Source organism: Acinetobacter sp. FY683, from assembly GCF_059515885.1.
The window spans coordinates 104,091-128,288 of record NZ_JCAKNA010000007.1 but is presented as its reverse complement, the minus strand read 5'-3'; the positions used below and the strand labels follow the sequence as shown (position 1 = coordinate 128,288).

Here is a 24,198-nt window from a genome sequence, read left to right as displayed (position 1 = left end):
ATCATTAAAAAGGTACAAAATGCACAATTTTTAAGGACTTGGCAAGTAAACTTTACTTAGATGCTTTTTTTAGCCCTTGTCCAATCAAGAAAACCTCTTTTGAACGAGCACGCGAAGCAGCAGGTTTAGACGTTTTTAACACTTTAAAACTATCAACAACTTGCTTACGGAATTCATCAAAACCTATCCCTTGGAAAACTTTTACCACAAATTGACCCTTAGGTCCCAGTACTTTGTTGGCAAAATCGAGGGCAAGTTCACATAAATAAATTTGGCGCGGTTGATCAACAGCCTTATTACCTGATGTATTGGGGGCCATATCTGAAATTACAACGTCTACTTGGCGTCCATCTAAAATTTTTAACAATTCTTCAAAGACAGCTTCTTCTCGAAAGTCTCCCTGAAGGAAAGTTACATCAGGTAAAGCATCCATTTCTAAAATATCAGACGCAACAACAATACCTTTACTGCCAACTAATTTACCGGCAATTTGCGACCAACTTCCTGGAGCAGCACCTAAGTCGACCACAACCATTCCTGGTTTAATGATCTTATATTTTTCTTGCATTTCAAGAAGCTTATAAGCTGCACGAGCACGGTAGCCTTCCTTTTGTGCTCTTTTCACAAATGGGTCGTCTAAATGCTCTCTCATCCAATCACGACTACTTTTAGATAATTTTTGGTTGGTAATGCGTGTAGCCATAACTCTCTAATAAATTAAATCTTCTTAATACTCATTGTACGTGAAAAAAATCTGTCATGCAGTATACATCTGTATCTAAATCTAGACTTTGTCCTCGTTTTTTTCAATCATACAGATCGCTTAAACAAAAAAAGCATAAATACATGATTATTCAGAATTTAATTTAAACACCTAAAGACCACAATAACCAGTAGTTAACGAAGAACCATCCTTTTAAAAGAGTAATACATAACGTACACCCCTCAATAGACCTAAAATATTCTATTGAATAAATGTTTATTCACTCTGCAGAATTTACAGCGATTAAGTAAGCAATTTGTTATACTAGGGTGTTTTTTAATTTAGGTTATTTTTATGGCGGCTTTATCAATTCAGGAACGTAAGCGTTTACGTCAAATTGGACATGCTTTAAACCCAGTTGTAATGGTTGGTGATAAAGGCTTATCAGAAAGCGTAATTGAAGAGCTAAACCGTGCTTTAAATGATCATGAACTTATTAAAGTTAAAGTAGTTGCTGAAGATCGCGAAGCGCGTTCTGCTTTAATTACAGAACTTTCTGAAGTTTCAGGATCTGAAATTGTACAAACGATTGGTAAAATTGCATTACTTTATAAAAAAGCTGCAAAACAAAACCAAAAGCTTTCTAATCTTGTTCGTCATGCACATTTAGGTAATTAATTTTTAACTTATGGCAAGTTACGACCTTAGTGCTTTTGATCGCCGATTTCAGGCAATCTCCCTAGTTGGCGCAATTGAACAACAAAGCCCATTTAGTTTAAATGTCGGCTTTTGGTTACGTGATCCTAATCAATTTGTTCAATGGCCAGACCTAGTTTCTGCGCATCCTCGTGTTGATTTCCTTTGGGAAAATACCTGCTATGAGATTTTTATTGGCGTAAAAGGTGAAGATTTCTACCGTGAAATTAACCTCTCGCCTTCTCAAGCATGGCAAGCATATCAATTCGAAGAATATCGCTATCCAGAGGATATGCCTCCTCAAGTTGCTGAAGACATTGAGCTAAATCAACTTAAACGCACCCATTATGGTTTAAATGTAAGCTTAGATCTGACTGAATTTATGTTAAAACATAAGCTTAAATGGGATGACTTGTTTATTGGATTAACCGCTGTGTTAAATACATCGCAAGGTCATCAATATTATGCCATGCAGCATAGTAGCCCAAATGCCGATTTCCACAATAAGCGAGATTGGTTACATCAGTTTTAAAATGAAAAAAGCAAAAGGCATTTACCTTTTGCTTTTTTTATATCTGAAATTTAAACCTCACCTAAAATAAAACTATTCTTAGCTTTTTTGTGGTGTCGCTTTTGTAGAGCTTAATTTTGAAGTGTCTGGAATAACCTTCTTCCACACCTCTAAAGTATGTTCTTTTGAGCGTTTTAATGTTTCCGTTAAGTGATCTTTGTGCTTAAAAGAAATTTGATTAACATCTTCTTTTAACTCTTTACCCAACTTAGATAAATCTTCAATAACAGCATTAAATTCAGTTTTTACAAAATCTTTGAACTCAAGTAAATCTTTTTGTGAAGCCCCCATTTGTTCTTTCAAATTATCAAGCTTCTGTATTAAATCTTGCTTGAACTGTTTTAGCTGTTCTTGAATACTACTATTAACTGCTACTGCTTCTTGACTCATTTTTTCTTGAGTTTCTTCAACCCGCTCTATTGTTTGTTTTTTACCTCAACTGCTGTTTTTTTAAGCTCCCCTGTACCCTCTAAAATTGTTTCTTTAGGTTTAGTTTGAGTAGGTGCTTTTTTTTGACGTGCTACCATTGTTATCCCCTCATATTATTCGTTATTTATTAAAAGATTATTCCAGTTTGATAAAATTTAAGTTCTGATTTGTCTAACAATTATTATTTGCTTACATTTTTGCTTGTACGCTCAAGAAATAAGCCAACACCCAAAATGCAAGTGATTTATCTTACTTATTCACAACAAATAGAATGGACTTTTGACGGTATTGTCCGTATAATGCCGTGTTAAGTTCAAGCGAGCAGACATAGGAGGGTAGGTTTAAAAAATAGCCTTCCTTTTTTTTCGTCTTCTCGCTTTTTTACAGCCTAAATTTCAGGAGCTTTGGTTTGAGCACCCCAGCAATTTTAGCCCTTGCCGACGGAACTATCTTTAAAGGTACTTCTATTGGCGCATCGGGTAGTACGACTGGTGAAGTCGTTTTTAACACTGCCATGACTGGCTATCAAGAAATTTTGACTGACCCAAGTTATGCACAACAACTTGTGACTTTAACTTACCCTCATATTGGTAACACTGGTTGCAATGATGAAGATGCTGAGTCAGGTCGAATTCATAAAGTATGGGCGAATGGTTTAATTATTCGTGACCTTCCTTTACTGCACAGTAACTTCCGATCAACGCAATCTCTTGGCGACTATTTAAAAGAACACAATGTCGTTGCAATTGCAGATATCGATACCCGTAAACTTACACGTATTTTACGTGATAAAGGCGCGCAGAATGGTTGTATCCTTGCTGGCGAAAATATCACGGCAGAAGAAGCTTTAGAAAAAGCTCGTGCATTTGGTGGTTTAAACGGTTTAGATCTTGCAAAAGAATGTTGCGACCCTGAAGGTTTCCAATGGACTGAGGGTTCTTGGACACTTGGTCAAGGTTTCTCTAAACCTGAAGCTAAATTCCATGTTGTTGCATACGATTACGGTGTCAAAACCAACATCTTACGTATGCTCGCAGACCGCGGTTGTAAATTAACTGTTGTGCCTGCGCAAACTCCTGCTGCTGACGTGCTTGCATTGAATCCAGATGGCGTATTCTTATCGAATGGCCCTGGCGATCCAGCTGCATGTGACTACGCAATTGAAGCTGTAAAAACAATTGTTGAAGATGCTCGCAATGTACCTGTATTTGGTATTTGCTTGGGTCACCAAATTCTTGCACTTGCAAGTGGCGCTAAGACAGTGAAAATGCCTCACGGTCACCACGGTGCTAACCATCCTGTACAAAATATTGAAACTGGTACAGTGATGATTACTTCGCAAAACCATGGCTTCGCAGTAGATGCAGATACTCTACCTGCAAACCTAAAAGCTACGCATAAATCTTTGTTCGATCAAACTCTTCAAGGGATTCATCGTACAGACAAACCTGCGTTCAGTTTCCAAGGTCACCCAGAAGCAAGCCCTGGTCCACATGACTGCGCACCATTGTTCGATCATTTCATCGAACTTATCGAAGCATCTAAGAAGTAATTAAGGAAGCATCATGGCTAAACGTACAGACATTAAAAGCATCTTAATTATTGGTGCGGGTCCGATTGTGATCGGTCAAGCATGTGAGTTTGACTACTCAGGTGCTCAAGCATGTAAAGCGCTTCGTGAAGAAGGCTACCGTGTTATTTTGGTAAACTCTAACCCAGCGACCATTATGACTGACCCTGCAATGGCAGATGCTACGTATATCGAACCGATTACATGGCAAACTGTTGCAGCAATCATTGAGAAAGAACGCCCAGATGCTGTTCTTCCTACAATGGGTGGTCAAACAGCATTGAACTGTGCCCTTGCCTTAGACGCAAATGGTATCTTAGAAAAATTCAATGTTGAATTGATCGGTGCGACTAAAGAAGCGATCGAGAAAGCGGAAGACCGTAAACTTTTCGATATCGCTATGCGTAAAATTGGTCTTGAATGTCCAAAAGCTGACATTGCTGAGTCAATGGAAGAAGCTTTAGAAATTCAAGCGCGCTTCGGTTTCCCTGTCATTATCCGTCCATCATTTACAATGGGTGGTTCTGGTGGTGGTATTGCATACAACCGTGAAGAATTCCTTGAAATTTGTGAACGTGGTTTCGATCTTTCACCAACAAAACAATTATTGATTGATGAATCTTTAATTGGTTGGAAAGAATACGAAATGGAAGTTGTTCGTGACAAAAACGACAACTGCATCATTGTATGTACCATTGAAAACTTTGATCCAATGGGCGTGCATACAGGTGACTCAATCACTGTTGCTCCTGCTCAAACGCTAACAGATAAAGAGTTCCAACTTTTACGTAATGCTTCTTTAGCAGTTTTACGTGAAATTGGTGTAGAAACAGGTGGTTCTAACGTACAGTTTGGTATTTGCCCAAATACAGGCCGTATGGTTGTGATCGAGATGAACCCACGTGTATCTCGCTCTTCTGCTCTAGCATCTAAAGCAACTGGTTTCCCTATTGCGAAAATCGCTGCAAAATTGGCTGTAGGTTACACGCTTGATGAGTTGAAAAACGACATCACTGGCGGTACAACTCCTGCATCATTTGAACCTGCGATTGACTACGTTGTTACTAAGATTCCTCGTTTCAACTTCGAGAAATTCCCACAAGCCGATGCAACACTTACAACTCAAATGAAGTCTGTAGGTGAAGTAATGGCAATTGGTCGTAACTTCCAAGAGTCTGTAAACAAAGCACTTCGTGGTTTAGAAGTGGGTGCTTGTGGCTTCGATGAAAAAATTGAAGTAGGTACAGAAGGCGCTCGCGAAAAAATTCTTCAAGAACTTAAAGTTCCTGGTCCAGAGCGTATTTGGTACGTTGCTGATGCATTCCGCCACGGCTTTACTTTAGATGACGTGTTCAATGCAACTAAGATTGACCGTTGGTTCTTGATTCAAATTGAAGACATCATCAAAACTGAAAATGAAATCAAAACTTTAGGTTTTGGTGATTTAAATGCAGATAACATTCGTTCGTTCAAACGTAAAGGTTTATCTGACCTTCGCATTGCGAACTTGATGGGTATTTCACAAAAACAATTCCGTAAACACCGTTGGAACTTAGGCGTAATGCCAGTTTACAAACGTGTAGATACATGTGCTGCTGAATTCGAATCTGATACAGCTTACATGTACTCAACTTACGATGAAGAGTGTGAATCTAACCCTTCAGCAAAAGATAAGATCATGGTTATTGGCGGTGGTCCTAACCGTATTGGTCAAGGGATCGAGTTCGATTACTGCTGTGTACACGCTGCCCTTGCAATGCGTGATGATGGCTATGAAACAATCATGGTGAACTGTAACCCTGAAACTGTTTCTACAGACTACGACACATCAGATCGTTTGTACTTCGAACCAATTACACTTGAAGATGTTCTTGAGATCGTACGTATCGAGAAGCCTAAAGGCATTATCGTTCAGTACGGTGGTCAAACTCCATTAAAATTGGCTCGTGCTTTAGAAGAAGCTGGTGCGCCAATTATTGGTACATCTCCTGACGCAATTGACCGTGCAGAAGACCGCGAACGCTTCCAACAAATGATTCAACGTCTACAACTTCGTCAACCTAACAACAGCATTGTAAAATCTGCTGAAGAAGGTATGGCTGAAGCGTCTAAAGTAGGCTACCCACTTGTTGTACGTCCATCTTACGTACTTGGTGGCCGTGCAATGGAAATCGTGTACAACGATGACGAACTTAAACGCTACTTACGTGATGCAGTTCAAGCATCAAACGAAGCACCTGTTCTTCTTGACCGTTTCCTTGATGATGCAATTGAAGTTGACGTAGACTGCGTATCTGACGGTAAAGACGTTGTGATTGGCGGTATTATGCAGCACATCGAACAAGCAGGTATTCACTCAGGTGACTCAGCATGTTCTATTCCTCCTTACTCTTTATCTAAAGAGATTCAGGACGAAATGCGTCGTCAAACAGTTGCTATGGCAAAAGAGCTTGGCGTAATTGGTCTAATGAACGTTCAGTTCGCTGTTAAAGGCGATGACGTTTACATTTTAGAAGTGAACCCACGTGCATCACGTACTGTGCCATTCGTATCTAAATGTATCGGTGAATCTTTAGCGAAAGTTGCAGCTCGTTGTATGGCAGGTCAATCTCTTGTGTCACAAGGTTTCACATCAGAGATTATCCCTGAACACTTCTCTGTAAAAGAAGCAGTGTTCCCATTCAACAAATTCCCTGGTGTTGACCCTATTCTTGGCCCTGAAATGAAATCTACAGGCGAAGTAATGGGTGTAGGTAAAACATTTGGTGAAGCATTCTATAAAGCAGTTTTAGGTGCTAACGAGCGTTTACCAGGCTTACCAACAGAAGGTGAAACTAAACACGCATTTATCTCAGTTCGTGACTCAGATAAACCTCGTGCCGTTGCAATTGCAAAACAACTTATCGATTTAGGCTTCAAGATTCTTGCTACCGATGGTACATTTACTGTTATCAACGAAGCTGGTCTTGAGTGTGAACGTGTGAACAAAGTGACTGAAGGTCGTCCTAACATTGTGGACCGTATTAAAAACGGTGAAATCCACCTTGTGATTAATACGACTGAAGGTAAACAAGCTCAAGAAGATTCGTTCTCGATTCGTCGTTCAGCGCTTCAAGGTAAAGTGTATAACACCACTACTTTGAATGGTGCAGAAGCTGTATGCCAAGCATTAGCAATTAAATTGCCTATGGATGTGTACCGTTTGCAAGACCTTACTAAAGGTTAATTAAGTTACCAAGAAGTCCTGCTACCTCTTGGTGGCAGGACTTTTTTTCATTTATAGATCAATATTTTATTGGTTTAATTTTCTTACAAATTTGAGGGACAACAATGCAACGTTATCCTATGACTCCTGAAGGCAAAATTGCCTTAGAGAAAGAGTTACAGCAACTTAAGAGTGTTGATCGTCCACGTATTATTGCAGCTATTGCTGAAGCACGTGAACACGGGGATTTAAAAGAAAATGCTGAATATCACGCTGCTCGTGAACAGCAAGGTTTCTGTGAAGGTCGTATTCAAGACATCGAAGGCAAATTAGGCGCAGTTCAAGAAATTGATGTAAAAACTCTTGAGCAAAATGGTCGTGTTGTTTTTGGCGTAACTGTAACGATTGAAAACCTAGATACTGAAGAACAAAAAACTTATAAAATTGTGGGCGATGATGAAGCCGACTTTAAAATTAATAAGATTTCTGTAAATTCACCAATCGCGCGTGGTCTTTTAGGTAAAAATGAAGGCGACGAAGTGAAAATTGTCACTCCACAAGGTGAAGTTGAATACGAAATTGTAAAAGTTGAGTATATCTAAGCTTTAAAGCAAGATAACACAGCTATCCAAAGCCCCTCTTATGAGGGGCTTTTTGTTATAAATCAAAAGAAAAAATACTATAGAAATCTCTTAAAAATGTTTATGCTTTTATGGACTAAATACAAATTGAATCAAAACTTAACATGCAACTTATTTGGTTTCGACAAGATTTAAGAATTCATGATCACGCTGCCTTATGGCATGCTCGTCAGGCAGGTTCATGTATTGCCCTTGTAGTTTTATCTCCTACACAATGGCAAATTCATAACGATGCACCCATTAAAATTGATTTTTACTTAAGACAACTCGAACAGCTTAAAATAGAACTTAAAAACTTAAATATTCCCATTATTTATCGTACCATTTCGCTTTGGAAAGACATTCCTAAAGAGCTTTTACAACTCTGCAAAACACACCAAATTCAAAACATTCATGCCAATATTGAATTGGGAGTAAACGAATTAAAACGTGATGCTCAAATTCAAAATACACTCGAAAAAAATGGTATTCGTTTTGAGTTATATCACGATAGAACCATTTTTCCTGTCGGTTGCATTCGTAATAAAAGTGCATTGCCCTACCAAGTTTTTGGCGCATTTAAAAAACAGTGCTATGAAAAACTCAGCATAAGCTTGCCACAATGCTATCCAGCTATTGAAGCTCAAGAAGCTTTAGCAACTCATACCGATTTTGAACATCTGCTTCCAAACTTTCAATCAATCTACCCCAATATCAATATCTCAAAAGAACAACAATCCCTTTGGCAAGTTGGAGAAAAATATGCATGGGAAATGCTCGATCAATTTATTGCAGATCAAGTTGAGCATTATCATATAGAGCGAGATTTTCCCAATTTAAACAGTACAAGCAAACTTGCAGCCTATTTAAATATAGGCATTATTTCTATTCGCCAATGCTTACAAGCCTTATTCCGCCACAGTCATGGCTATATGGAATTTGAAAATAACGGACAACAAATTTGGTTAGATGAGCTGCTTTGGCGTGAGTTTTATCAACATATTTTGTTCGATTATCCCCGCGTGTCAAAACACTTGCCGTTTAAGTTAGATACGCAAAGAATAGTCTGGCGAAATGCTCCTGAAGATTTAACGGCTTGGCAAAATGGTCAAACTGGCATTCCTATTGTAGATGCAGGAATGCGCCAACTGCTTGCAACAGGTTGGATGCACAATCGAGTACGCATGATTTGTGCAATGTTCTTAACCAAAAATTTATTGATTGATTGGCGACTTGGTGAAGCCTGGTTTATGCAACATTTAATTGATGGCGACTTAGCTGCAAATAATGGTGGATGGCAATGGTGTGCATCTACAGGAACGGATGCTGCACCTTATTTCCGTATTTTTAACCCTGTAAGCCAATCGCAAAAATTTGATGAAAATGGCGATTATATTCGTACATGGATTCCTGAACTTTCACATTTAGATGCCAAACAAATTCATGAACCTTATGCGAAAAATCCACAATTAGATTTAGAGTATCCTAAACCCATTGTAGATTTAAAAAGCAGTCGTGTTCGTGCAATTGATGCCTTTAAGCATTTGTCTTAAGTTCGGCTATAATGGCTTTACGCTTATTCTTTGATGGCTCTTATGGCTGAACCTTTAATTAATTCCCCTGTTAAGCATTGGTGTGAATTCGAATTTATTTCTAAAACTGTGAAAAATCCAAACATTCACATTAAGGGAAACTATTCTTATTATTCTGCTTATTGGGATCAGGGTTTTGAGCGTTGTGTTGTGCGTTATTTGCATGATAAGCCTTCTACGCCTGAGAAGCCAATTGATCAGCTTTATATTGGCAATTTCGTGTGTTTTGGGGCGGAGTGCGTAATTATGATGGGTGGTAATCAGTTACACCGTACAGATTGGATTTCGGCTTTTCCTTTCGACACACGAAGTTTTGTGCCTGCGGGCGACACTGTTATTGGCGATGGTTGTTGGATTGGTTCTCGTGCCATGATTATGCAAGGTGTGACGCTTGGTGAAGGTGCTGTGGTTGCTACAGGTGCTGTTGTAACAAAAGATGTGCCTCCTTATGCTGTTGTAGGTGGCGTACCTGCAAAAGTGATTAAGTACCGTTTTCCTGAAGAAGATATAGAAAAACTGCTTTCTCTAAAGTTATATGATTTAGACGAAAAGCAGTTTTTAAAGATGCGTGAGCAATTGCAAACGGATGATTGTTCAGCATTAATTCAATATTTCTCTAGTTAGTTTTCTCTTCAACATCTTCCCATAAATGTGTATTTAAGTAATCTGTAAACTGTATTGAAAATTTATCCAAATTATTCAATCTAGCTATTGAATATTTAGAATATAAGAGACTGTTCTGAATTTTGTGTAAGTACTTAATTTTCATTTATCCTATATAGGATAATAAAAAGAGGTACTTCACATGGATGAAGCAACGATCAAAAAAATGGCTGCTGAATTGGCTAAAGGTCTAAAAACACCAGAAGACTTAAACCAAATGACTGCTGTCTTTAAAAAATTCATGATTGAGACAGCACTCAATACAGAGCTTTCCGAACATTTAGGCTATGAAAAACATGAAAATCGCAAAGGATCCAATGCGCGTAATGGTTTCAGTGCTAAAAAAGTTTTAACACCTGATGGATCACTTGATTTAGAGATCCCACGCGATCGTGAGAGTTCATTTGAGCCCCAAATTATTAAGAAGTATCAAACACGTATTACGAGTATGGATGATCAAATCCTCTCACTGTATGCAAAAGGAATGACAAATAGAGAAATTGTCGCATTCTTCAAAGAAATGTACGATGCCGACGTTTCAGCATCTCTCATAAGCAAAGTTACCGATGCTGTGATTGAACAAGTGACTGAATGGCAAAACAGAACACTAGATAGCCTATATCCCGTTGTATATCTCGATTGTATTGTCGTTAAGGTGCGTCAGCACTCTACAGTGATTAATAAGTCTGTTTACCTTGCTTTAGGTATCAATATGGATGGGCAGAAAGAGCTGCTAGGTATGTGGATTGCCCAAACAGAAGGGGCAAAATTCTGGTTATCTGTCATGACTGAACTCAAAAATCGAGGAGTACAAGATATTCTTGTTGCTTGTGTAGATGGCTTAAAAGGTTTCCCTGATGCGATAGCCTCGGTTTATCCTCATACAGACATCCAACTATGCATTGTACACGTTGTACGCAATAGCCTGCGCTTTGTTAGCTGGAAGGACTATAAGGCGGTTACTTCTGGTCTAAAGGCGATCTATCAGGCGAGTACAGAAGAAAATGCTTTGAAATCTTTAGATATATTCTGTGATCAATGGAACCATCAATACCCTAAAATCGGGGAGTCTTGGCGAGCTAATTGGGAAAATATCCGTACAATATTTAGCTATCCAGCTGAAATACGTCATGCGATTTATACAACGAATGCAATTGAATCATTGAATAGTGTGATCCGTCATTCAACTAAGAAGCGAAAGATATTCTCTTCTGATGATTCAGTCAAAAAAGTCATTTACTTGGCAACAACCAGTGCTGCCAAGAAATGGACAATGCCAATTCAAAATTGGCGTTTAGCAATGAATTGGTTTACGATTCATTTCGATGATCGATTAAAGGATCATTTATAAAAAATGGAACTTACACAAAATAATTTACAGGCTCGAATATAAATCTAATAATTTTTTAGTTTTAATATTGTTGCTACTGGCTCCACCATACGTAGTTCGCTGTATTCGTTCAGTTTCATGAAATAACTTCAAACATTCAATAGGCTCTAAAACAATATATTCTTCTTTATTGTGGTAGCCAATAGTATTCTCTTTATTTTCAAAATAGCTCATCATACTTTGAAAAACATCAATCAAATTACTGGATCTGTTGAGGATTGCTAAAATTAGAAACAGGTCTTTTTTAACATCTCCTGTTTTTAATAATGCATATATATTTATTATTTTTTTAATGTTTCGTGGTGATATATACTTCTTTAAGCTTTTATAAAACACAAAAATAACATCATCTGAAAATTCACCAACATCTACAAATACTTTTTTTAACACCGATACACTTATAAACTCATTGTACTTATTTTTATTAACTTCTGGCAAAGGAATCCAAAAGTCTACAAACTTATCTAGATATTCCTCACCTAGCTTTTCATCATAACCATAATTATGACAAACCACTTTTGAAAATTGCACTTTATCCATTACTAAAACAAATACAATTTTAGGAATATCAAAAAAGTGTTTTATTCTCTCAATTAAACGAATAGCAAAATCAGGACGACAACGATCTAATTCATCAATAATAAAAACCAATGGCTTATCTAAACTTTCTGCTAATTCAGACAAAGTACTTTTAAATGCTAATAATGAGTTTTTTTCTTCTTCATAAGTTTCTATTTTATTTTGAATAGCTTCAGTGACTTTTTCTCCAATGTTATCCGTCACTTTATCAATTGCATCATCAAGCTTATCCGCAATTTTCTCGCTATCAACTTTTATAAAAGGAATAATTCCACCTGTAATTGCACAACTAATCATAGATGCAATTAATGTTGGTGCTATTGTAAGTAAACCTTGTTGCATTACTGCCGCAGCTTTCTTGAATTTATGAACTAATTTTTTATCTGCTGTTTTATCTAGCGTCGAAGCAATTTCTGATGCAATAACTAAAAAAGGATCATCCAAATAGTCATTTGCAAAAGCATCTAAATAAATTACGTTATGATTCGTTTCATCTAAATGTTTAGCCCAATGCCTTACAAACCACGTTTTACCTTCACCCCAACGCGCATCTAATGCTAAAACAGCACCACACTGTAATCGATCAACATATTGCGTGAGTTGCTCACCTAAACGCTTACGATCCCATAAATCTCCCTCCCAAGCTTCTTCAATATTTTCAAAATTGTCTTTATCCCACTTTAATTGATCATTCACCATTGTTATTCATTTTCATAAAAGTATATTCCAACAATATACTCAAAAAATTCAAAGCTATATGCGTTATTTAAAATTAATTTTAAGTAAAATATAAAACCAACATCCCCTCAAATATAAACACTCAAATTTTATAAATTAGAGACTAAAGAATATATAACCGCTTACACTTTAATCTTTTTTGCCATTGTTCAATTGCTATAAATATTCATTAATAAATACATGAGTTTAGTAAAATAAATCTAAGTGTTTTACTAGGTTTTATTCTTTTAAAAATCAATATATTATAAACATATTGAGAAGTAATTTTAAATTCTAAATAGTTTATTTGTTTCAAAAATAAGGAGTAATAAAATGTCTTTTAATAATATTTTAGTCCCTGTAGATGGTTCAGAAACTTCATATGCTGCAATTGAAAAAGCAGCAGATTTAGCAAAAGCATTTAATAGTAAAGTCACTGTTGTTCAAGTACTTACTTTAGATCCTTATATTGCTGCAGAATATATTTCTGCATCACATACAAATGAACTTATTGAACGTGCACGTAGATCTTTACTACAAACATTAGAAGAAGCAAAAACTAAATTTGCAGAACACGGCGTAACTGTTGAAACCAAACTTTTAGAAGGACAAGTTATTCAACGTGAAATTGTAAAAGCAGCAGAAGAGCTTTCAGCAGATCTTATTGTGATTGCATCGCATGGTCGTACAGGTATCAAAAAACTAGTACTGGGTAGCGTAGCGCAAAGCGTACTTGCTGAAGGTACTATCCCAGTTATGATTGTTCGCAAATAAGCATTAAATGCATAAAAAAAGCTTCATATCTGAAGCTTTTTTTATTTATGGAACCCATTGGAATTGTTTCAAATTCACCTTTCCTGCCATAACGACAATCCCTTCAGCCTGTAATTTCGCAATTTGGATATTTTCACCAAAGCCATCTTCTTTGCTTAGGCTAATTTTTCCTTGAGAATTAATCACTCTATGCCAAGGTACAATCGAATCATCAGCCATATTTTTTAAAGCAAAACCAACGTGACGAGCATGTTTAGGTAAACCTGCAAGCTTTGCAATTTGACCATAGGTTGCGACTTTCCCTTTAGGAATTAACTGAATAATTCCATAAAACTCGCTGACATAATTTTGCATTGTCGTTTAGAAGTTACCAGGACTTTCAAGGCGTTTAACTTCTTGCAATTTATCTGGGTGATGAAGTTTTGCTACACCATCTTCCGTTTTTTGGTCCACAATTTTATCAGGTCTATGTACGCTAATAACTTCATTACCTTGCTCATCTTCCTCCACAACGTATTGAAAACCCTTTCTATTCATTTTGTGGCACATGCGTTGATACCATCCTTTAAATCCTGTTTTTTCTTCCTCAGGATTGTAATAAAAGGCATTCATAACAGCAGGCAAACCTAAACCACAAACCAAACCAGATAACAACACAGAAATAAAGGTATAACCAATAAGAATACTGCTGTATTCACTTAATTGTGGAATGTTGGCTACTGCTAAAATTAAAGCAAGTGAAATACCACCACGCACCCCACCCCAAGACAAAATCGCTAAACTACCGTTATAACTTTTTTTCCTAAAGCTTGGGAAAAATGAAAAAGATAAGAAGTTTGCTGCAAATCGAGAAGCATGTAGGATGATAAAGGCAACCATACCACCTAAAATCAAGCTTACACTTAAATCTAAAATAAACAGTTCCAAACCAATTAAGGTGAATAAGAACGAATTAATAATCCCTTCAACAGTATGCCAAAAATGATTTACTTCACGAATTTCTCGCTCTTGTAAAATTTCTTTCCATTTATTACCAACAATTAAACCACCAATAACACAGGCAATAGGTGCTGAAGCATGGGCAAATAGTGCAACCAAATATGAACCACAAGCGAGCAATGCTGTAGTTAAAATTAAAGATTCCATTTCATGTTTACCACGTAATATACGTAATATCGCGAAACCAAATCCCCAACCAATAATGACAGCAACAACAATTTCATAAAGTAGTGTTTCAAGCACACCTATTAATGTGAAATGTTCACCTTGTAGCACATGTAATAAGGTCATGAATAATGCAATACACATCGCATCATTAAATAAAGACTCACCTTCTAATTTGACTATTAAATGATGTGGTGCACGAACCGAACTTAATACACCTTTAATACCAATAGGGTCAGTTGCACCTAATGCCGAACCCAATAAAAGTAGTACTAATAAATCTACATGATGACCAATTAAAATTTGATAGCCATAAAGCACAACACCAAAGAAAACAGCACAAAGTACTAAAGCTGTACTAGCAAGAATACTAATCGGCCTCCAATAACTTTTTAAATCAGAGACTTTAAACTTAAGTGCAGATGAGGTCAGGATAAAACAGATCACACCATTAATTAAAAAGTCATAAAAATTAATATGACGAACAGCACTCTCAATATTATGAATATTAATGGTAATAAATTGATTACCATTTAATAAGCTTGCACCCCATTGTAAAATAAAAACAAAAATTGCAGATACTAAAGGCACACCAATGGCTTGAGGAAAACCCAAAACACGTTTGTTAAACATAGTTGTGGCAATTGAAAGTGCAAAAATTACCGTAAAAACTTGGAGAAAAAAATAATTACCCATTAGTATCCTATATTCTGCAATCTGAATCTCATAGCATTTCTATTGTAAATAGAAAACAATGTGAGATTTATTATTTTAATAGTGTACCGTTTTTTCAAAATTACACTTAAATTTAATCAATTTTTTTTAACATTATTTTTACATATATAACTAATACAAAAAAAAGGGAGAAATCTCCCCTTTATATATCTTATTCAACTTTAAATATTTTGATTAAAAGTATCACAATTACTCATGTTTCCACTTTTTAAACCCGTTTGAAACCACTTCATGCGTTGTTCACTTGTACCATGTGTAAAACTATCAGGAACAACCTGACCTGTTGCACTTTTCTGTAAGTAATCATCCCCAATTTTATGTGCAGCATCCATTGCTTCTTCAATATCACCTTGCTCTAAAAACTGAGTACGTTGTTGATTGTGATGTGCCCAAATACCAGCAAAACAATCTGCTTGTAGCTCTTGACGTACAGAAAGCTGATTTCCTTCCGTTTTCGTTACTTGAGAACGTGCCTTATGAACTTGTTCTGAAATCCCCAAAAGCGTTTGAATGTGATGTCCAACCTCATGTGCAACTACGTAAGCCTGTGCAAAATCTCCTGCTTGGTCATTACGTGATAATTCCGTTTGATTCTTCTCTCCAGAAATCCCCATTTGTGATTTCATATCTTTAAAGAAAGAAGTATCTATATAAACTTTACGGTCGCTTGGACAATAAAAAGGTCCCATCGCAGCTTGCGCTGTACCACAACCAGACTTCACAACACCGTTAAACATAACTAGCTTAGGTGGCTGATACTGTGCATTTAATTGTTCTTTAAAAACCTGAGTCCATGTATCTTCTGTATCAGCTAAAACTGTTCCAACAAAATCAATCGCCTCTTGCTGATCGGGCGTAGGATCATTTAAACCACTCGTTTCTGCAGGTTGAACTTGCGCTGTCACTTGTTTAGTTGCCTGATACGCTTGTTGAGGATCTACCTCAAAGAACTTCCACGCAACAAAAGCAACAACTAAACCTAGAATACTAATTCCACCTGCCTTACCTGCACCACCACCACGGCGATCTTCTATATTTGTACTAACTCTACGACCTTTCCAACGCATAGTCATATTCCTTAATTCATTATATATACTTTATTTTATCGATCTTTAATTACTTCTACTTCAATAGCTTATGCTTTTTTTACTCTTAAAATAGCATTTTGTGTTAATCCAATAATCACCAATACAATAAGCCCAGCAATAAAACCTGTCACTAAATTAATCATTGTAGGTGTAAATGCTCCTACAATATTTCCAACACTTGGAATGAGTTCCATATAATCTACAGCATCTTCCATCCAATGATGAAAAAGTGGAATAGCATGATTAATAATCCCTCCTCCCACTAAAAACATCGCGACAGTACCTACAATTGTTAATGCTTTCATTAACTTTGGTGCAAATATAAGTAGAGCCCGACCAATATGTTGTTTAAATGAAGATGTCTGCTCAACCAAATACAACCCCAAATCATCAATTTTCACAATCATTGCAACAAAACCATAAACACCAACCGTCATCGCTATAGCAATAACAGCCAATACACTTAATTTGGTTATAAATGTTGCTGCTGCAACTGTACCAAGTGAAATCACGACAATTTCAGCAGATAAAATAAAATCAGTTCGAATTGCACCTCTAATTTTGTCTTTTTCAAACTTTACTAAATCTATCTGTTCTAAATTTTCTGTTTCAGGCTCTAGCTTATTAATCGATTTTTTCTGATGTAATGAATGTATAACTTTTTCAACACCTTCATAACATAAGAACAAACCACCCATCATTAAAAGCGGATTAATCAACCAAGGTGCAACCACACTAATAAGTAACGCAAGTGGAACTAAAATAAGCTTATTTACAAATGAACCTTTCGCAACCGCCCACACAACAGGAAGCTCGCGATCTGCTTTAACACCACTAACTTGTTGTGCATTTAAAGCCAAATCATCCCCTAAAACGCCTGCTGTCTTTTTTGCTGCCATTTTGCTCATTACAGCAACATCATCCAGTACAGTCGCTATATCATCTAATAGTAATAATAAACTGCTCGCCATTTTTTTCTTATCCTATGCGTTTTTTACATTCTATCTTTAATATTTATCTCTAAAAAGAAAAACATATTGGTATTTCAATATCAAATGCTCATAGATTTCTACGACGAACTTTTAATAAGATCTTAATTTAAAGTCTGTAATCCTTTATTCATATGTAAAAAAATTGTTGATTTTTCAATTTCAATATTTAATCTTGCTGACATTAAAAAAAAATTTACCGTACAATAACTGTATTCTTTGTATATATGAGTAGCGCTGGCTACTGTTCTGGAATTCATAATGAGTAATCAAGATAATCGTCCAGTGATTTTGACTGGCGACCGCCCTACTGGCCAACTTCACTTAGGTCACTTTGTAGGTTCTTTACGTTCACGCGTAGGTTTACAAGATTCACATCACCAACATCTTTTATTGGCTGATGCTCAAGCATTCACAGATAATGCAGACAACTTTGAAAAAGTTCGTCGTAATATTATTGAAGTAGCGACAGACTATTTAGCCGTTGGTATCGATCCAACTAAAACAACAATTTGCGTCCAATCAAGTTTACCTGCACTAAACGAATTAACAATGTTGTATTTAAACTTTGTGACTGTATCTCGTTTAGAACGTAACCCAACCATTAAATCTGAAATTCAGATGCGTGGATTCGAGCGTGACATTCCAGCAGGGTTTTTATGCTACCCAGTTGCTCAAGCAGCTGATATTACAGCATTCAAAGCAACTGTAGTTCCTGTGGGTGAAGACCAAATTCCAATGATTGAACAAACCAATGAAATTGTTCGTCGTTTGAATCGTCAAATAGGTCAAGACTTACTTCCTGAATGCCAAGCATTACTTTCAAATGTAGGTCGTTTACCTGGTTTTGATGGTAAAGCGAAAATGTCTAAATCTTTAGGCAATACCATTGTGTTAGATGCATCTGATAAAGACATTAAAAAAGCAGTAAATGCAATGTACACAGATCCAAATCACTTACGTGTTGAAGATCCAGGTCAAGTGGAAGGTAATGTTGTATTTACTTACTTAGATGCTTTCGACCCAAATAAAGAAGAAGTTGAAGAACTTAAAGCGCATTATCGTCGCGGTGGTTTAGGTGATGGTACTGTCAAAAAACGTTTAGAAGGTGTACTTAAAGAATTAATCACACCTATTCGTGAACGTCGTATGGAGCTTGCTAAAGATCCTGACTACATCATGGATATCTTAAAGTCTGGCACAGATAAATGCCGTGACATTACACAACAAACATTAGATGAAGTTAAGTCTGGTTTAGGTGTCTTCCACTTCTAATACAAAACATGACATTTCAACAAAAAAGCTCATTCATTGAGCTTTTTTTGCTTTTTATTCATAAAATGTGAAATGATCACCTAAAAATAACACTAATTACAGTGTTTAACATGCGACATACAATAGAGTAAAAGACCTAATTGTATTTCTAAACTATTATTCTTATATAGAAATTAATGAACTATTTAATTTCAACAGTTACCCCCGAACCTGTGAAAACAGTTCGATTTTCTGCGTAATACTTACCCCAAGTATTACGCATTTTTTTGCCTAAAATTTAGCATTTTCATTCCAAAATCATAAATATATCTTTATATAGGCTATTTAAAATACTTCAATTCAATTTAAAAAAAATCAAATAAAATCATTTATATAAAATTCAATTACTCCTTCAGTATTTTTTAGTATTCGTCTTTGCTTACTAATTTTAGGCACATTAAAAAAGCCCTCAATTGAGGGCTTTTTTAACATTTAGATTAAACTAAACCTTTCTCTTTTAGCACTTGATACATTGTAGAACCAAGCTCTGCTGGACTACGTGTATAAGCCATACCCGCTTTTTCAAATGCAGCGAACTTCTCTTCAGCAGTACCTTTACCACCTGAAATAATGGCACCAGCATGACCCATACGCTTACCTTTAGGTGCTGTCACACCTGCAATATAACCAACAACAGGTTTAGTCACATGTGATTGAATATATTCAGCAGCTTCTTCTTCCGCAGAGCCACCAATTTCACCAATCATGATAATGGCTTCTGTTTGTGGATCTTCTTGGAACAATTTCAAACAATCAATCTGGTTCATACCTGGAATTGGATCACCGCCAATACCAATACATGTAGACTGACCTAAGCCCAATTTTGTTGTTTGCGCAACAGCTTCGTAAGTCAAAGTACCTGAACGTGAAATAATACCAATTTTACCAGGTTGATGAATGTGACCAGGCATAATACCAATCTTACATTCACCCGGTGTGATAATACCTGGACAGTTTGGTCCAATTAAGCGCGTGTTATTACCACAAGTTTCTAGGTAACGTTTTGCTTTTAACATATCAAGTGTCGGCACACCTTCTGTAATCACAACAATCAATTCAACACCCGAATCTACCGCTTCAACAATAGAGTCTAAAACAAATGGTGCAGGCACATAAATAACGGAAGCATCTGCTTTAGTTTCACGTACAGCTTCTTTCATTGTATTAAATACAGGAAGATCTAAGTGTATAGAACCACCTTTACCTGGGGTTACACCACCAACAACTTTTGTACCATACTCTAAAGCTTGAGCTGAATGGAAAGTACCATTTTTACCAGTAAAGCCTTGTACCAATACTTTTGTGTCTTTATTAACTAATACGCTCATGATTGATACTCCTTAAGCTTTTACTGCAGCAACAATTTTTTCTGCAGCATCGGCTAAGCCATTTGCAGAAATAAGTTTTAAACCTGATTCATCAAGTAATTTAGCACCAAGTTCGGCATTGTTCCCTTCCAAGCGAACAACAACAGGAACCGTTACATTTACTTCTTGAACCGCTGCAATAATTGCTTCAGCAATCATGTCACAACGCACAATACCACCAAAGATATTAATTAATACGCCTTGAACAGAGCTATCTGCAAGAATAATTTTAAATGCTTCAATTACACGATCTTTTGTTGCACCACCACCTACATCTAGGAAGTTCGCAGGTTGACCACCATACAGCTTAATAATGTCCATGGTTGCCATTGCAAGACCAGCACCATTCACCATACAACCAATATTACCTTCTAGAGCAACATAGTTAAGTTCAAACTCAGATGCTTTAAGCTCACGCTCATTTTCTTGAGATTTATCACGTAATGCAGCAACTTCAGGTAAACGATAAAGAGCGTTCGAATCGATTCCCACTTTAGCATCTACACATAGAATTTCACCATTTTCACGAACTGAAAGTGGGTTAATTTCAAATAGTGCAAAATCATTTTCGATAAATGCTTGGTAGGCAGCTGTCATTATTTTTACAAATTGATTGATTTGCTTATCTTTTAGATTAAGTGAAAATGCTACTTCACGCGCTTGAAATGGCAATAACCCAACCAAAGGATCAACCTCTACTTTAATAATTTTTTCAGGTGTTTCTTCTGCAACTTTCTCAATTTCAACACCACCCTCAGTAGATGCCATAAAAGTTACGCGACGGCTTGAGCGGTCTACTACAGCACCAAGATATAATTCACGCTCGACAGGGTAAACATCTTCAGCAACAAGCACACTGTTTACTGGCTGACCATCTGCATCTGTTTGATAAGTGACAAGGCGTGTGCCAATAATGCTATTTGCATAATCGCGTGCTTCTTGTGCAGATTTTACAACCTTAACACCACCAGCTTTACCACGACCACCAGCATGTACTTGGGCTTTCATTACGGCAAATTTACCGCCTAACTGTTCAAATGCTTGCACCGCTTCATCAGCATTAGATGCAACAATACCCTCTTGAACAGGCATACCATATTTTTTTAAAAGAGCCTTCGCTTGATACTCATGTAAATTCATCTAGTTATTACCTTTTACTACTTTTCACGTTTTTATGGTTACTAATACTTATACTGCTGATGCAGTTAGCATTAGCATTTATCAAAATTTATTCTTTTATTTTTAGATGATTGTTCATATAAAAACAACCATCAAATGTTAAAAGAGCGGCCGAAGCCGCTCTTTTAAATTATTTACGCTTACGTTGAATTGCGTGAATCGCGCGACCATCAACAGCCAAAGCAGCTTCATGAACTACTTCAGAGAATGTTGGATGACCAAATGTCATCAATTGAAGATCTTCAACAGATGAAACAAATTCAAGTGCAATCATACCTTGGTGAACGATATCAGACGCAGCAGGTCCAATTACGTGCATACCAAGTAAACGATCAGTTTTCGCATCAGCTACAAACTTAACAAAACCTGCACCCTCACCAGCAGCTAAAGCACGACCATTTACAGCAAAACCGAATTGACCAGTTTTAACTTCATGACCTTTTTCTTTCGCTTGCTCTTCCGTTAAACCTACCCACGCCGCTTCTGGGTGTGTGTAAATTACAGAAATGATTGTGTCATAGTTAACTTGTGCAGCATGGCCATGAATACGTTCAACAGCCATTACGCCTTCTTCCATTGCTTTATGAGCAAGCATTGGACCACGTACTAAGTCACCAATTGCATATACGCCTTCAACAGAAGTTGCACACCAATCGTTAACTTCAACTAAACCACGTTCAGTAAGTTTAATACCACAATCATCCGCCAATAAACCTTCAGCATAAGCACGACGGCCTACACATACGATTAATTTGTCGAAAGTTTGAGTTTTGTCTTCGCCACCTTGCGTGTACTTAACAGTTACTTCAGAACCATTAACTTCTGTACCAGCAACTTTAGCGCCAACACGAATATCTAGACCTTGCTTAGTTAAAAGCTTTTGATAGTCTTTTGCCAAAGCTTTATCAGCCATTGGTAAGAATGCATCCATTGCTTCAAATACAACAACTTCTGCACCAAGACGACGCCAAACTGAACCAAGTTCAAGACCAATTACACCAGCACCAATTACACCTAAACGCTTAGGTACTTCTTGGAATTCTAATGCACCAGTAGAATCAACAATAATATCTTGATCTACAGGAGCTACTGGAATATTTACAGGTACAGAACCAGTCGCAAGAATCACGTATTTAGGTTCTAAAATTTGAGTTTCACCTTCGTGAGATACAAACTCAACTTTTTTACCAGCAAGCAATTTACCAGTACCTTTTAACCACTCAATACCGTTACCTTTTAATAACTGATCGATACCGCCAGTTAATTGGTCAACGATTTTGTCTTTACGTGCTAAAAGTTTAGCAAGATCAAACTTAACTTCACCAGTCGTAATACCGTGATCATCTAAATGATGAACTGTATCTTCATAGCGATGAGAAGAATCAAGCAAAGCTTTAGATGGAATACAACCTACGTTTAAGCAAGTACCACCTAAAGACGGTTTACCTTTATGAATACGCTTTTCAATACACGCAACTTTAAAACCAAGTTGAGCTGCACGAATTGCCGCTTCGTAGCCACCTGGGCCACCACCGATTACAACTAAATCGAATTGAGACATTTGTATCTCCAAGAACGAGTTTAAAGGATCGCTTTAAACTCGTTTTGATTATTCTTAAGAACTAAAAATTATAGATCAAGGATAAGACGCGCTGGCTCTTCTAACAATTCTTTAATTGCTACAAGGAAACCTACAGCTTCTTTACCATCAATTAAACGGTGATCATAAGAAAGTGCTAAGTACATCATTGGCAAGATTTCTACTTGACCATTTACTGCCATAGGACGATCTTGGATTTTATGCATACCCAAAATAGCAGTTTGTGGTGTATTCAAAATTGGAGTAGATAATAATGAACCGAAAGTACCACCATTAGTAATAGTGAAAGTACCGCCAGTCATATCTTCAATACCCAATTTGCCGTCACGCGCTTTCGCAGCGTAAGCACGGATACCGTTTTCAACTTCAGCATAGTTCATACGATCTGTATCACGTAATACAGGAACAACTAAACCACGCTCAGAAGATACAGCTACACCGATGTCATAGAAACCGTGATAAACGATATCTTCACCATCAATTGAAGCATTTACAGCTGGGTAGCGTTTAAGCGCTTCAGTTGCTGCCTTAACGAAGAATGACATGAAGCCTAAACGAGCGCCATGACGTTTTTCGAATGCATCTTTATACTGAGCACGCATTTCCATAATTGGCTTCATGTTAACTTCATTGAAAGTCGTTAACATTGCAGTTTCTTGAGTTGCCGCAAGAAGACGTTCAGCAACACGTTTACGAAGACGAGTCATAGGAACACGTTTTTCGATACGCTCACCAACAGCAACACTTAAAGGTGCAACAGCTGGTTTAGCTTGATGATTTGCAACATCTTCTTTAGTGATGCGACCACCACGACCAGAACCCGCAACGTCAGAAGCAGCAATACCAGATTCTGTTAATGCTTTACGTACAGCTGGAGCTTGATCAGTAACAGCTTGTGCACGCTCAACAACAGGTGCAGCACCTGCTTGAGTTTGAGCAGCAGCAGCCTCTACTTTAGTTTCAGACTGAACAGCTTCAGTTTGAGCAGCGCCAGAAACAGCACCCTCTTCAAACTGAGCAATCACTTCATTTGAAAGAACTGTATCGCCTTCATTTTTGATAATTGACGCGATTGTGCCATCAGCAGGAGCTACAACTTCTAAAACAACTTTATCTGTTTCAATATCACAAATAACTTCGTCACGTGATACTGCTTCACCTGGTTGTTTGTGCCAAGTTGCGATTGTTCCATCCGCAACTGATTCTGGGAATACAGGTGCTTTAATTTCGGTTGCCATGATTTTAGAATCTCC

20 protein-coding genes and 1 pseudogene are annotated in these 24,198 nt (G+C 37.0%); 10 read left to right on the top strand and 11 right to left on the bottom strand.

The genetic code is table 11. From position 1 onward, the window contains the following. Positions 1 to 52: 52 nt before the first annotated feature. On the bottom strand, positions 53 to 703 hold the full coding sequence (gene rlmE / locus AC5YDH_RS05900) for a 23S rRNA (uridine(2552)-2'-O)-methyltransferase RlmE (RefSeq protein ID WP_496117577.1): 651 nt from the start codon (positions 701 to 703) through the stop codon (positions 53 to 55). 354 nt (positions 704 to 1,057) lie between these two features. Between rlmE and yhbY the strand changes: the two genes are divergently transcribed. Then, positions 1,058 to 1,381 carry a ribosome assembly RNA-binding protein YhbY gene (gene yhbY / locus AC5YDH_RS05895; protein ID WP_496117575.1) on the top strand — a complete coding sequence of 108 codons (324 nt, stop codon included), beginning with the start codon at positions 1,058 to 1,060 and terminating at the stop codon, positions 1,379 to 1,381. 10 nt (positions 1,382 to 1,391) lie between these two features. Then, on the top strand, positions 1,392 to 1,931 hold the full coding sequence (locus AC5YDH_RS05890) for a DOMON-like domain-containing protein (RefSeq protein WP_496117573.1): 540 nt from the start codon (positions 1,392 to 1,394) through the stop codon (positions 1,929 to 1,931). Positions 1,932 to 2,009: 78 nt separating this feature from the next. On the opposite strand, the pseudogene AC5YDH_RS05885 reads toward AC5YDH_RS05890, so the two are convergent. Continuing rightward, a pseudogene (locus AC5YDH_RS05885) lies at positions 2,010 to 2,497 on the bottom strand (hypothetical protein). A gap of 311 nt (positions 2,498 to 2,808) precedes the next feature. On the opposite strand from AC5YDH_RS05885, the gene carA reads away from it, so the two are divergent. The 6 genes from carA (at position 2,809) to AC5YDH_RS05855 (ending at position 11,400) form a co-directional block, all read left to right on the top strand. Continuing rightward, on the top strand, positions 2,809 to 3,951 hold the full coding sequence (carA, locus tag AC5YDH_RS05880) for a glutamine-hydrolyzing carbamoyl-phosphate synthase small subunit (protein WP_496117571.1): 1,143 nt from the start codon (positions 2,809 to 2,811) through the stop codon (positions 3,949 to 3,951). Between the two features lie 13 nt (positions 3,952 to 3,964). After that, positions 3,965 to 7,195 carry a carbamoyl-phosphate synthase large subunit gene (carB, locus tag AC5YDH_RS05875; protein ID WP_496117569.1) on the top strand — a complete coding sequence of 1,077 codons (3,231 nt, stop codon included), beginning with the start codon at positions 3,965 to 3,967 and terminating at the stop codon, positions 7,193 to 7,195. 104 nt (positions 7,196 to 7,299) lie between these two features. Continuing rightward, on the top strand, positions 7,300 to 7,776 hold the full coding sequence (gene greA, locus AC5YDH_RS05870; RefSeq protein ID WP_496117567.1) for a transcription elongation factor GreA: 477 nt from the start codon (positions 7,300 to 7,302) through the stop codon (positions 7,774 to 7,776). A 143-nt stretch (positions 7,777 to 7,919) separates the two neighbouring features. Beyond that, the gene (locus tag AC5YDH_RS05865; protein ID WP_496117565.1) at positions 7,920 to 9,347 is read left to right on the top strand and encodes a cryptochrome/photolyase family protein; all 1,428 of its coding nucleotides are present in this window, start codon (positions 7,920 to 7,922) and stop codon (positions 9,345 to 9,347) included. Positions 9,348 to 9,389: 42 nt separating this feature from the next. Further along, entirely contained in the window at positions 9,390 to 10,010 is a 621-nt protein-coding gene (locus AC5YDH_RS05860; protein WP_496117563.1) for a CatB-related O-acetyltransferase, read from the top strand. Positions 10,011 to 10,191: 181 nt separating this feature from the next. Continuing rightward, entirely contained in the window at positions 10,192 to 11,400 is a 1,209-nt protein-coding gene (locus AC5YDH_RS05855; RefSeq protein ID WP_496117561.1) for an IS256 family transposase, read from the top strand. 24 nt (positions 11,401 to 11,424) lie between these two features. Here AC5YDH_RS05855 and AC5YDH_RS05850 read toward each other — a convergent pair whose 3' ends face one another. Next, positions 11,425 to 12,714 (bottom strand): KAP family P-loop NTPase fold protein, encoded by a 1,290-nt coding sequence (locus AC5YDH_RS05850; RefSeq protein WP_496117559.1) that lies wholly within the window; start codon positions 12,712 to 12,714, stop codon positions 11,425 to 11,427. Positions 12,715 to 13,068: 354 nt separating this feature from the next. On the opposite strand from AC5YDH_RS05850, the gene AC5YDH_RS05845 reads away from it, so the two are divergent. Continuing rightward, positions 13,069 to 13,509 (top strand): universal stress protein, encoded by a 441-nt coding sequence (locus AC5YDH_RS05845; protein WP_496117557.1) that lies wholly within the window; start codon positions 13,069 to 13,071, stop codon positions 13,507 to 13,509. Positions 13,510 to 13,554: 45 nt separating this feature from the next. On the opposite strand, the gene AC5YDH_RS05840 is transcribed toward AC5YDH_RS05845, so the two are convergent. From AC5YDH_RS05840 to AC5YDH_RS05825, 4 genes are all read right to left on the bottom strand, one after another. Then, positions 13,555 to 13,863: an MGMT family protein gene (locus AC5YDH_RS05840; RefSeq protein ID WP_496117556.1), complete on the bottom strand. Its 309-nt coding sequence runs from the start codon at positions 13,861 to 13,863 to the stop codon at positions 13,555 to 13,557. Between the two features lie 6 nt (positions 13,864 to 13,869). Continuing rightward, positions 13,870 to 15,369: a cation:proton antiporter gene (locus AC5YDH_RS05835; protein WP_496117554.1), complete on the bottom strand. Its 1,500-nt coding sequence runs from the start codon at positions 15,367 to 15,369 to the stop codon at positions 13,870 to 13,872. 200 nt (positions 15,370 to 15,569) lie between these two features. Beyond that, positions 15,570 to 16,475, bottom strand: coding sequence for a KPN_02809 family neutral zinc metallopeptidase (ypfJ, locus tag AC5YDH_RS05830; protein ID WP_496117553.1), 906 nt, complete (start codon positions 16,473 to 16,475; stop codon positions 15,570 to 15,572). A gap of 68 nt (positions 16,476 to 16,543) precedes the next feature. After that, on the bottom strand, positions 16,544 to 17,467 hold the full coding sequence (locus tag AC5YDH_RS05825) for a DUF808 domain-containing protein (protein ID WP_496117551.1): 924 nt from the start codon (positions 17,465 to 17,467) through the stop codon (positions 16,544 to 16,546). A gap of 279 nt (positions 17,468 to 17,746) precedes the next feature. Here AC5YDH_RS05825 and trpS point away from each other — a divergent pair, with 279 nt between their 5' ends. Further along, entirely contained in the window at positions 17,747 to 18,760 is a 1,014-nt protein-coding gene (gene trpS, locus AC5YDH_RS05820; RefSeq protein WP_496117549.1) for a tryptophan--tRNA ligase, read from the top strand. A 476-nt stretch (positions 18,761 to 19,236) separates the two neighbouring features. Here trpS and sucD read toward each other — a convergent pair whose 3' ends face one another. The 4 genes from sucD to odhB form a co-directional block, all read right to left on the bottom strand. Continuing rightward, positions 19,237 to 20,127 (bottom strand): succinate--CoA ligase subunit alpha, encoded by an 891-nt coding sequence (sucD, locus tag AC5YDH_RS05815; RefSeq protein ID WP_496117547.1) that lies wholly within the window; start codon positions 20,125 to 20,127, stop codon positions 19,237 to 19,239. A 12-nt stretch (positions 20,128 to 20,139) separates the two neighbouring features. After that, positions 20,140 to 21,306, bottom strand: coding sequence for an ADP-forming succinate--CoA ligase subunit beta (sucC, locus tag AC5YDH_RS05810; RefSeq protein ID WP_496117545.1), 1,167 nt, complete (start codon positions 21,304 to 21,306; stop codon positions 20,140 to 20,142). A gap of 169 nt (positions 21,307 to 21,475) precedes the next feature. Next, complete coding sequence (gene lpdA / locus AC5YDH_RS05805; protein ID WP_496117543.1) at positions 21,476 to 22,906, bottom strand: dihydrolipoyl dehydrogenase; 1,431 nt, start codon at positions 22,904 to 22,906, stop codon at positions 21,476 to 21,478. A gap of 68 nt (positions 22,907 to 22,974) precedes the next feature. Continuing rightward, on the bottom strand, positions 22,975 to 24,183 hold the full coding sequence (gene odhB, locus AC5YDH_RS05800) for a 2-oxoglutarate dehydrogenase complex dihydrolipoyllysine-residue succinyltransferase (RefSeq protein WP_496117541.1): 1,209 nt from the start codon (positions 24,181 to 24,183) through the stop codon (positions 22,975 to 22,977). Positions 24,184 to 24,198 lie beyond the last annotated feature (15 nt).

Bases quoted from the DNA above. Each gene is read 5' to 3' on its own strand.
- AC5YDH_RS05825 (WP_496117551.1), bottom strand. From the start codon at position 17,467: ATGGCGAGCAGTTTATTATTACTATTAGATGATATAGCGACTGTACTG.
- rlmE (WP_496117577.1), bottom strand. From the start codon at position 703: ATGGCTACACGCATTACCAACCAAAAATTATCTAAAAGTAGTCGTGAT.
- lpdA (WP_496117543.1), bottom strand. From the start codon at position 22,906: ATGTCTCAATTCGATTTAGTTGTAATCGGTGGTGGCCCAGGTGGCTAC.
- ypfJ (WP_496117553.1), bottom strand. From the start codon at position 16,475: ATGCGTTGGAAAGGTCGTAGAGTTAGTACAAATATAGAAGATCGCCGT.
- carB (WP_496117569.1), top strand. From the start codon at position 3,965: ATGGCTAAACGTACAGACATTAAAAGCATCTTAATTATTGGTGCGGGT.
- AC5YDH_RS05860 (WP_496117563.1), top strand. From the start codon at position 9,390: ATGGCTGAACCTTTAATTAATTCCCCTGTTAAGCATTGGTGTGAATTC.
- greA (WP_496117567.1), top strand. From the start codon at position 7,300: ATGCAACGTTATCCTATGACTCCTGAAGGCAAAATTGCCTTAGAGAAA.
- sucC (WP_496117545.1), bottom strand. From the start codon at position 21,306: ATGAATTTACATGAGTATCAAGCGAAGGCTCTTTTAAAAAAATATGGT.
- AC5YDH_RS05890 (WP_496117573.1), top strand. From the start codon at position 1,392: ATGGCAAGTTACGACCTTAGTGCTTTTGATCGCCGATTTCAGGCAATC.
- AC5YDH_RS05855 (WP_496117561.1), top strand. From the start codon at position 10,192: ATGGATGAAGCAACGATCAAAAAAATGGCTGCTGAATTGGCTAAAGGT.
- AC5YDH_RS05835 (WP_496117554.1), bottom strand. From the start codon at position 15,369: ATGGGTAATTATTTTTTTCTCCAAGTTTTTACGGTAATTTTTGCACTT.
- AC5YDH_RS05845 (WP_496117557.1), top strand. From the start codon at position 13,069: ATGTCTTTTAATAATATTTTAGTCCCTGTAGATGGTTCAGAAACTTCA.
- trpS (WP_496117549.1), top strand. From the start codon at position 17,747: ATGAGTAATCAAGATAATCGTCCAGTGATTTTGACTGGCGACCGCCCT.
- odhB (WP_496117541.1), bottom strand. From the start codon at position 24,183: ATGGCAACCGAAATTAAAGCACCTGTATTCCCAGAATCAGTTGCGGAT.
- AC5YDH_RS05865 (WP_496117565.1), top strand. From the start codon at position 7,920: ATGCAACTTATTTGGTTTCGACAAGATTTAAGAATTCATGATCACGCT.
- AC5YDH_RS05840 (WP_496117556.1), bottom strand. From the start codon at position 13,863: ATGCAAAATTATGTCAGCGAGTTTTATGGAATTATTCAGTTAATTCCT.
- sucD (WP_496117547.1), bottom strand. From the start codon at position 20,127: ATGAGCGTATTAGTTAATAAAGACACAAAAGTATTGGTACAAGGCTTT.
- yhbY (WP_496117575.1), top strand. From the start codon at position 1,058: ATGGCGGCTTTATCAATTCAGGAACGTAAGCGTTTACGTCAAATTGGA.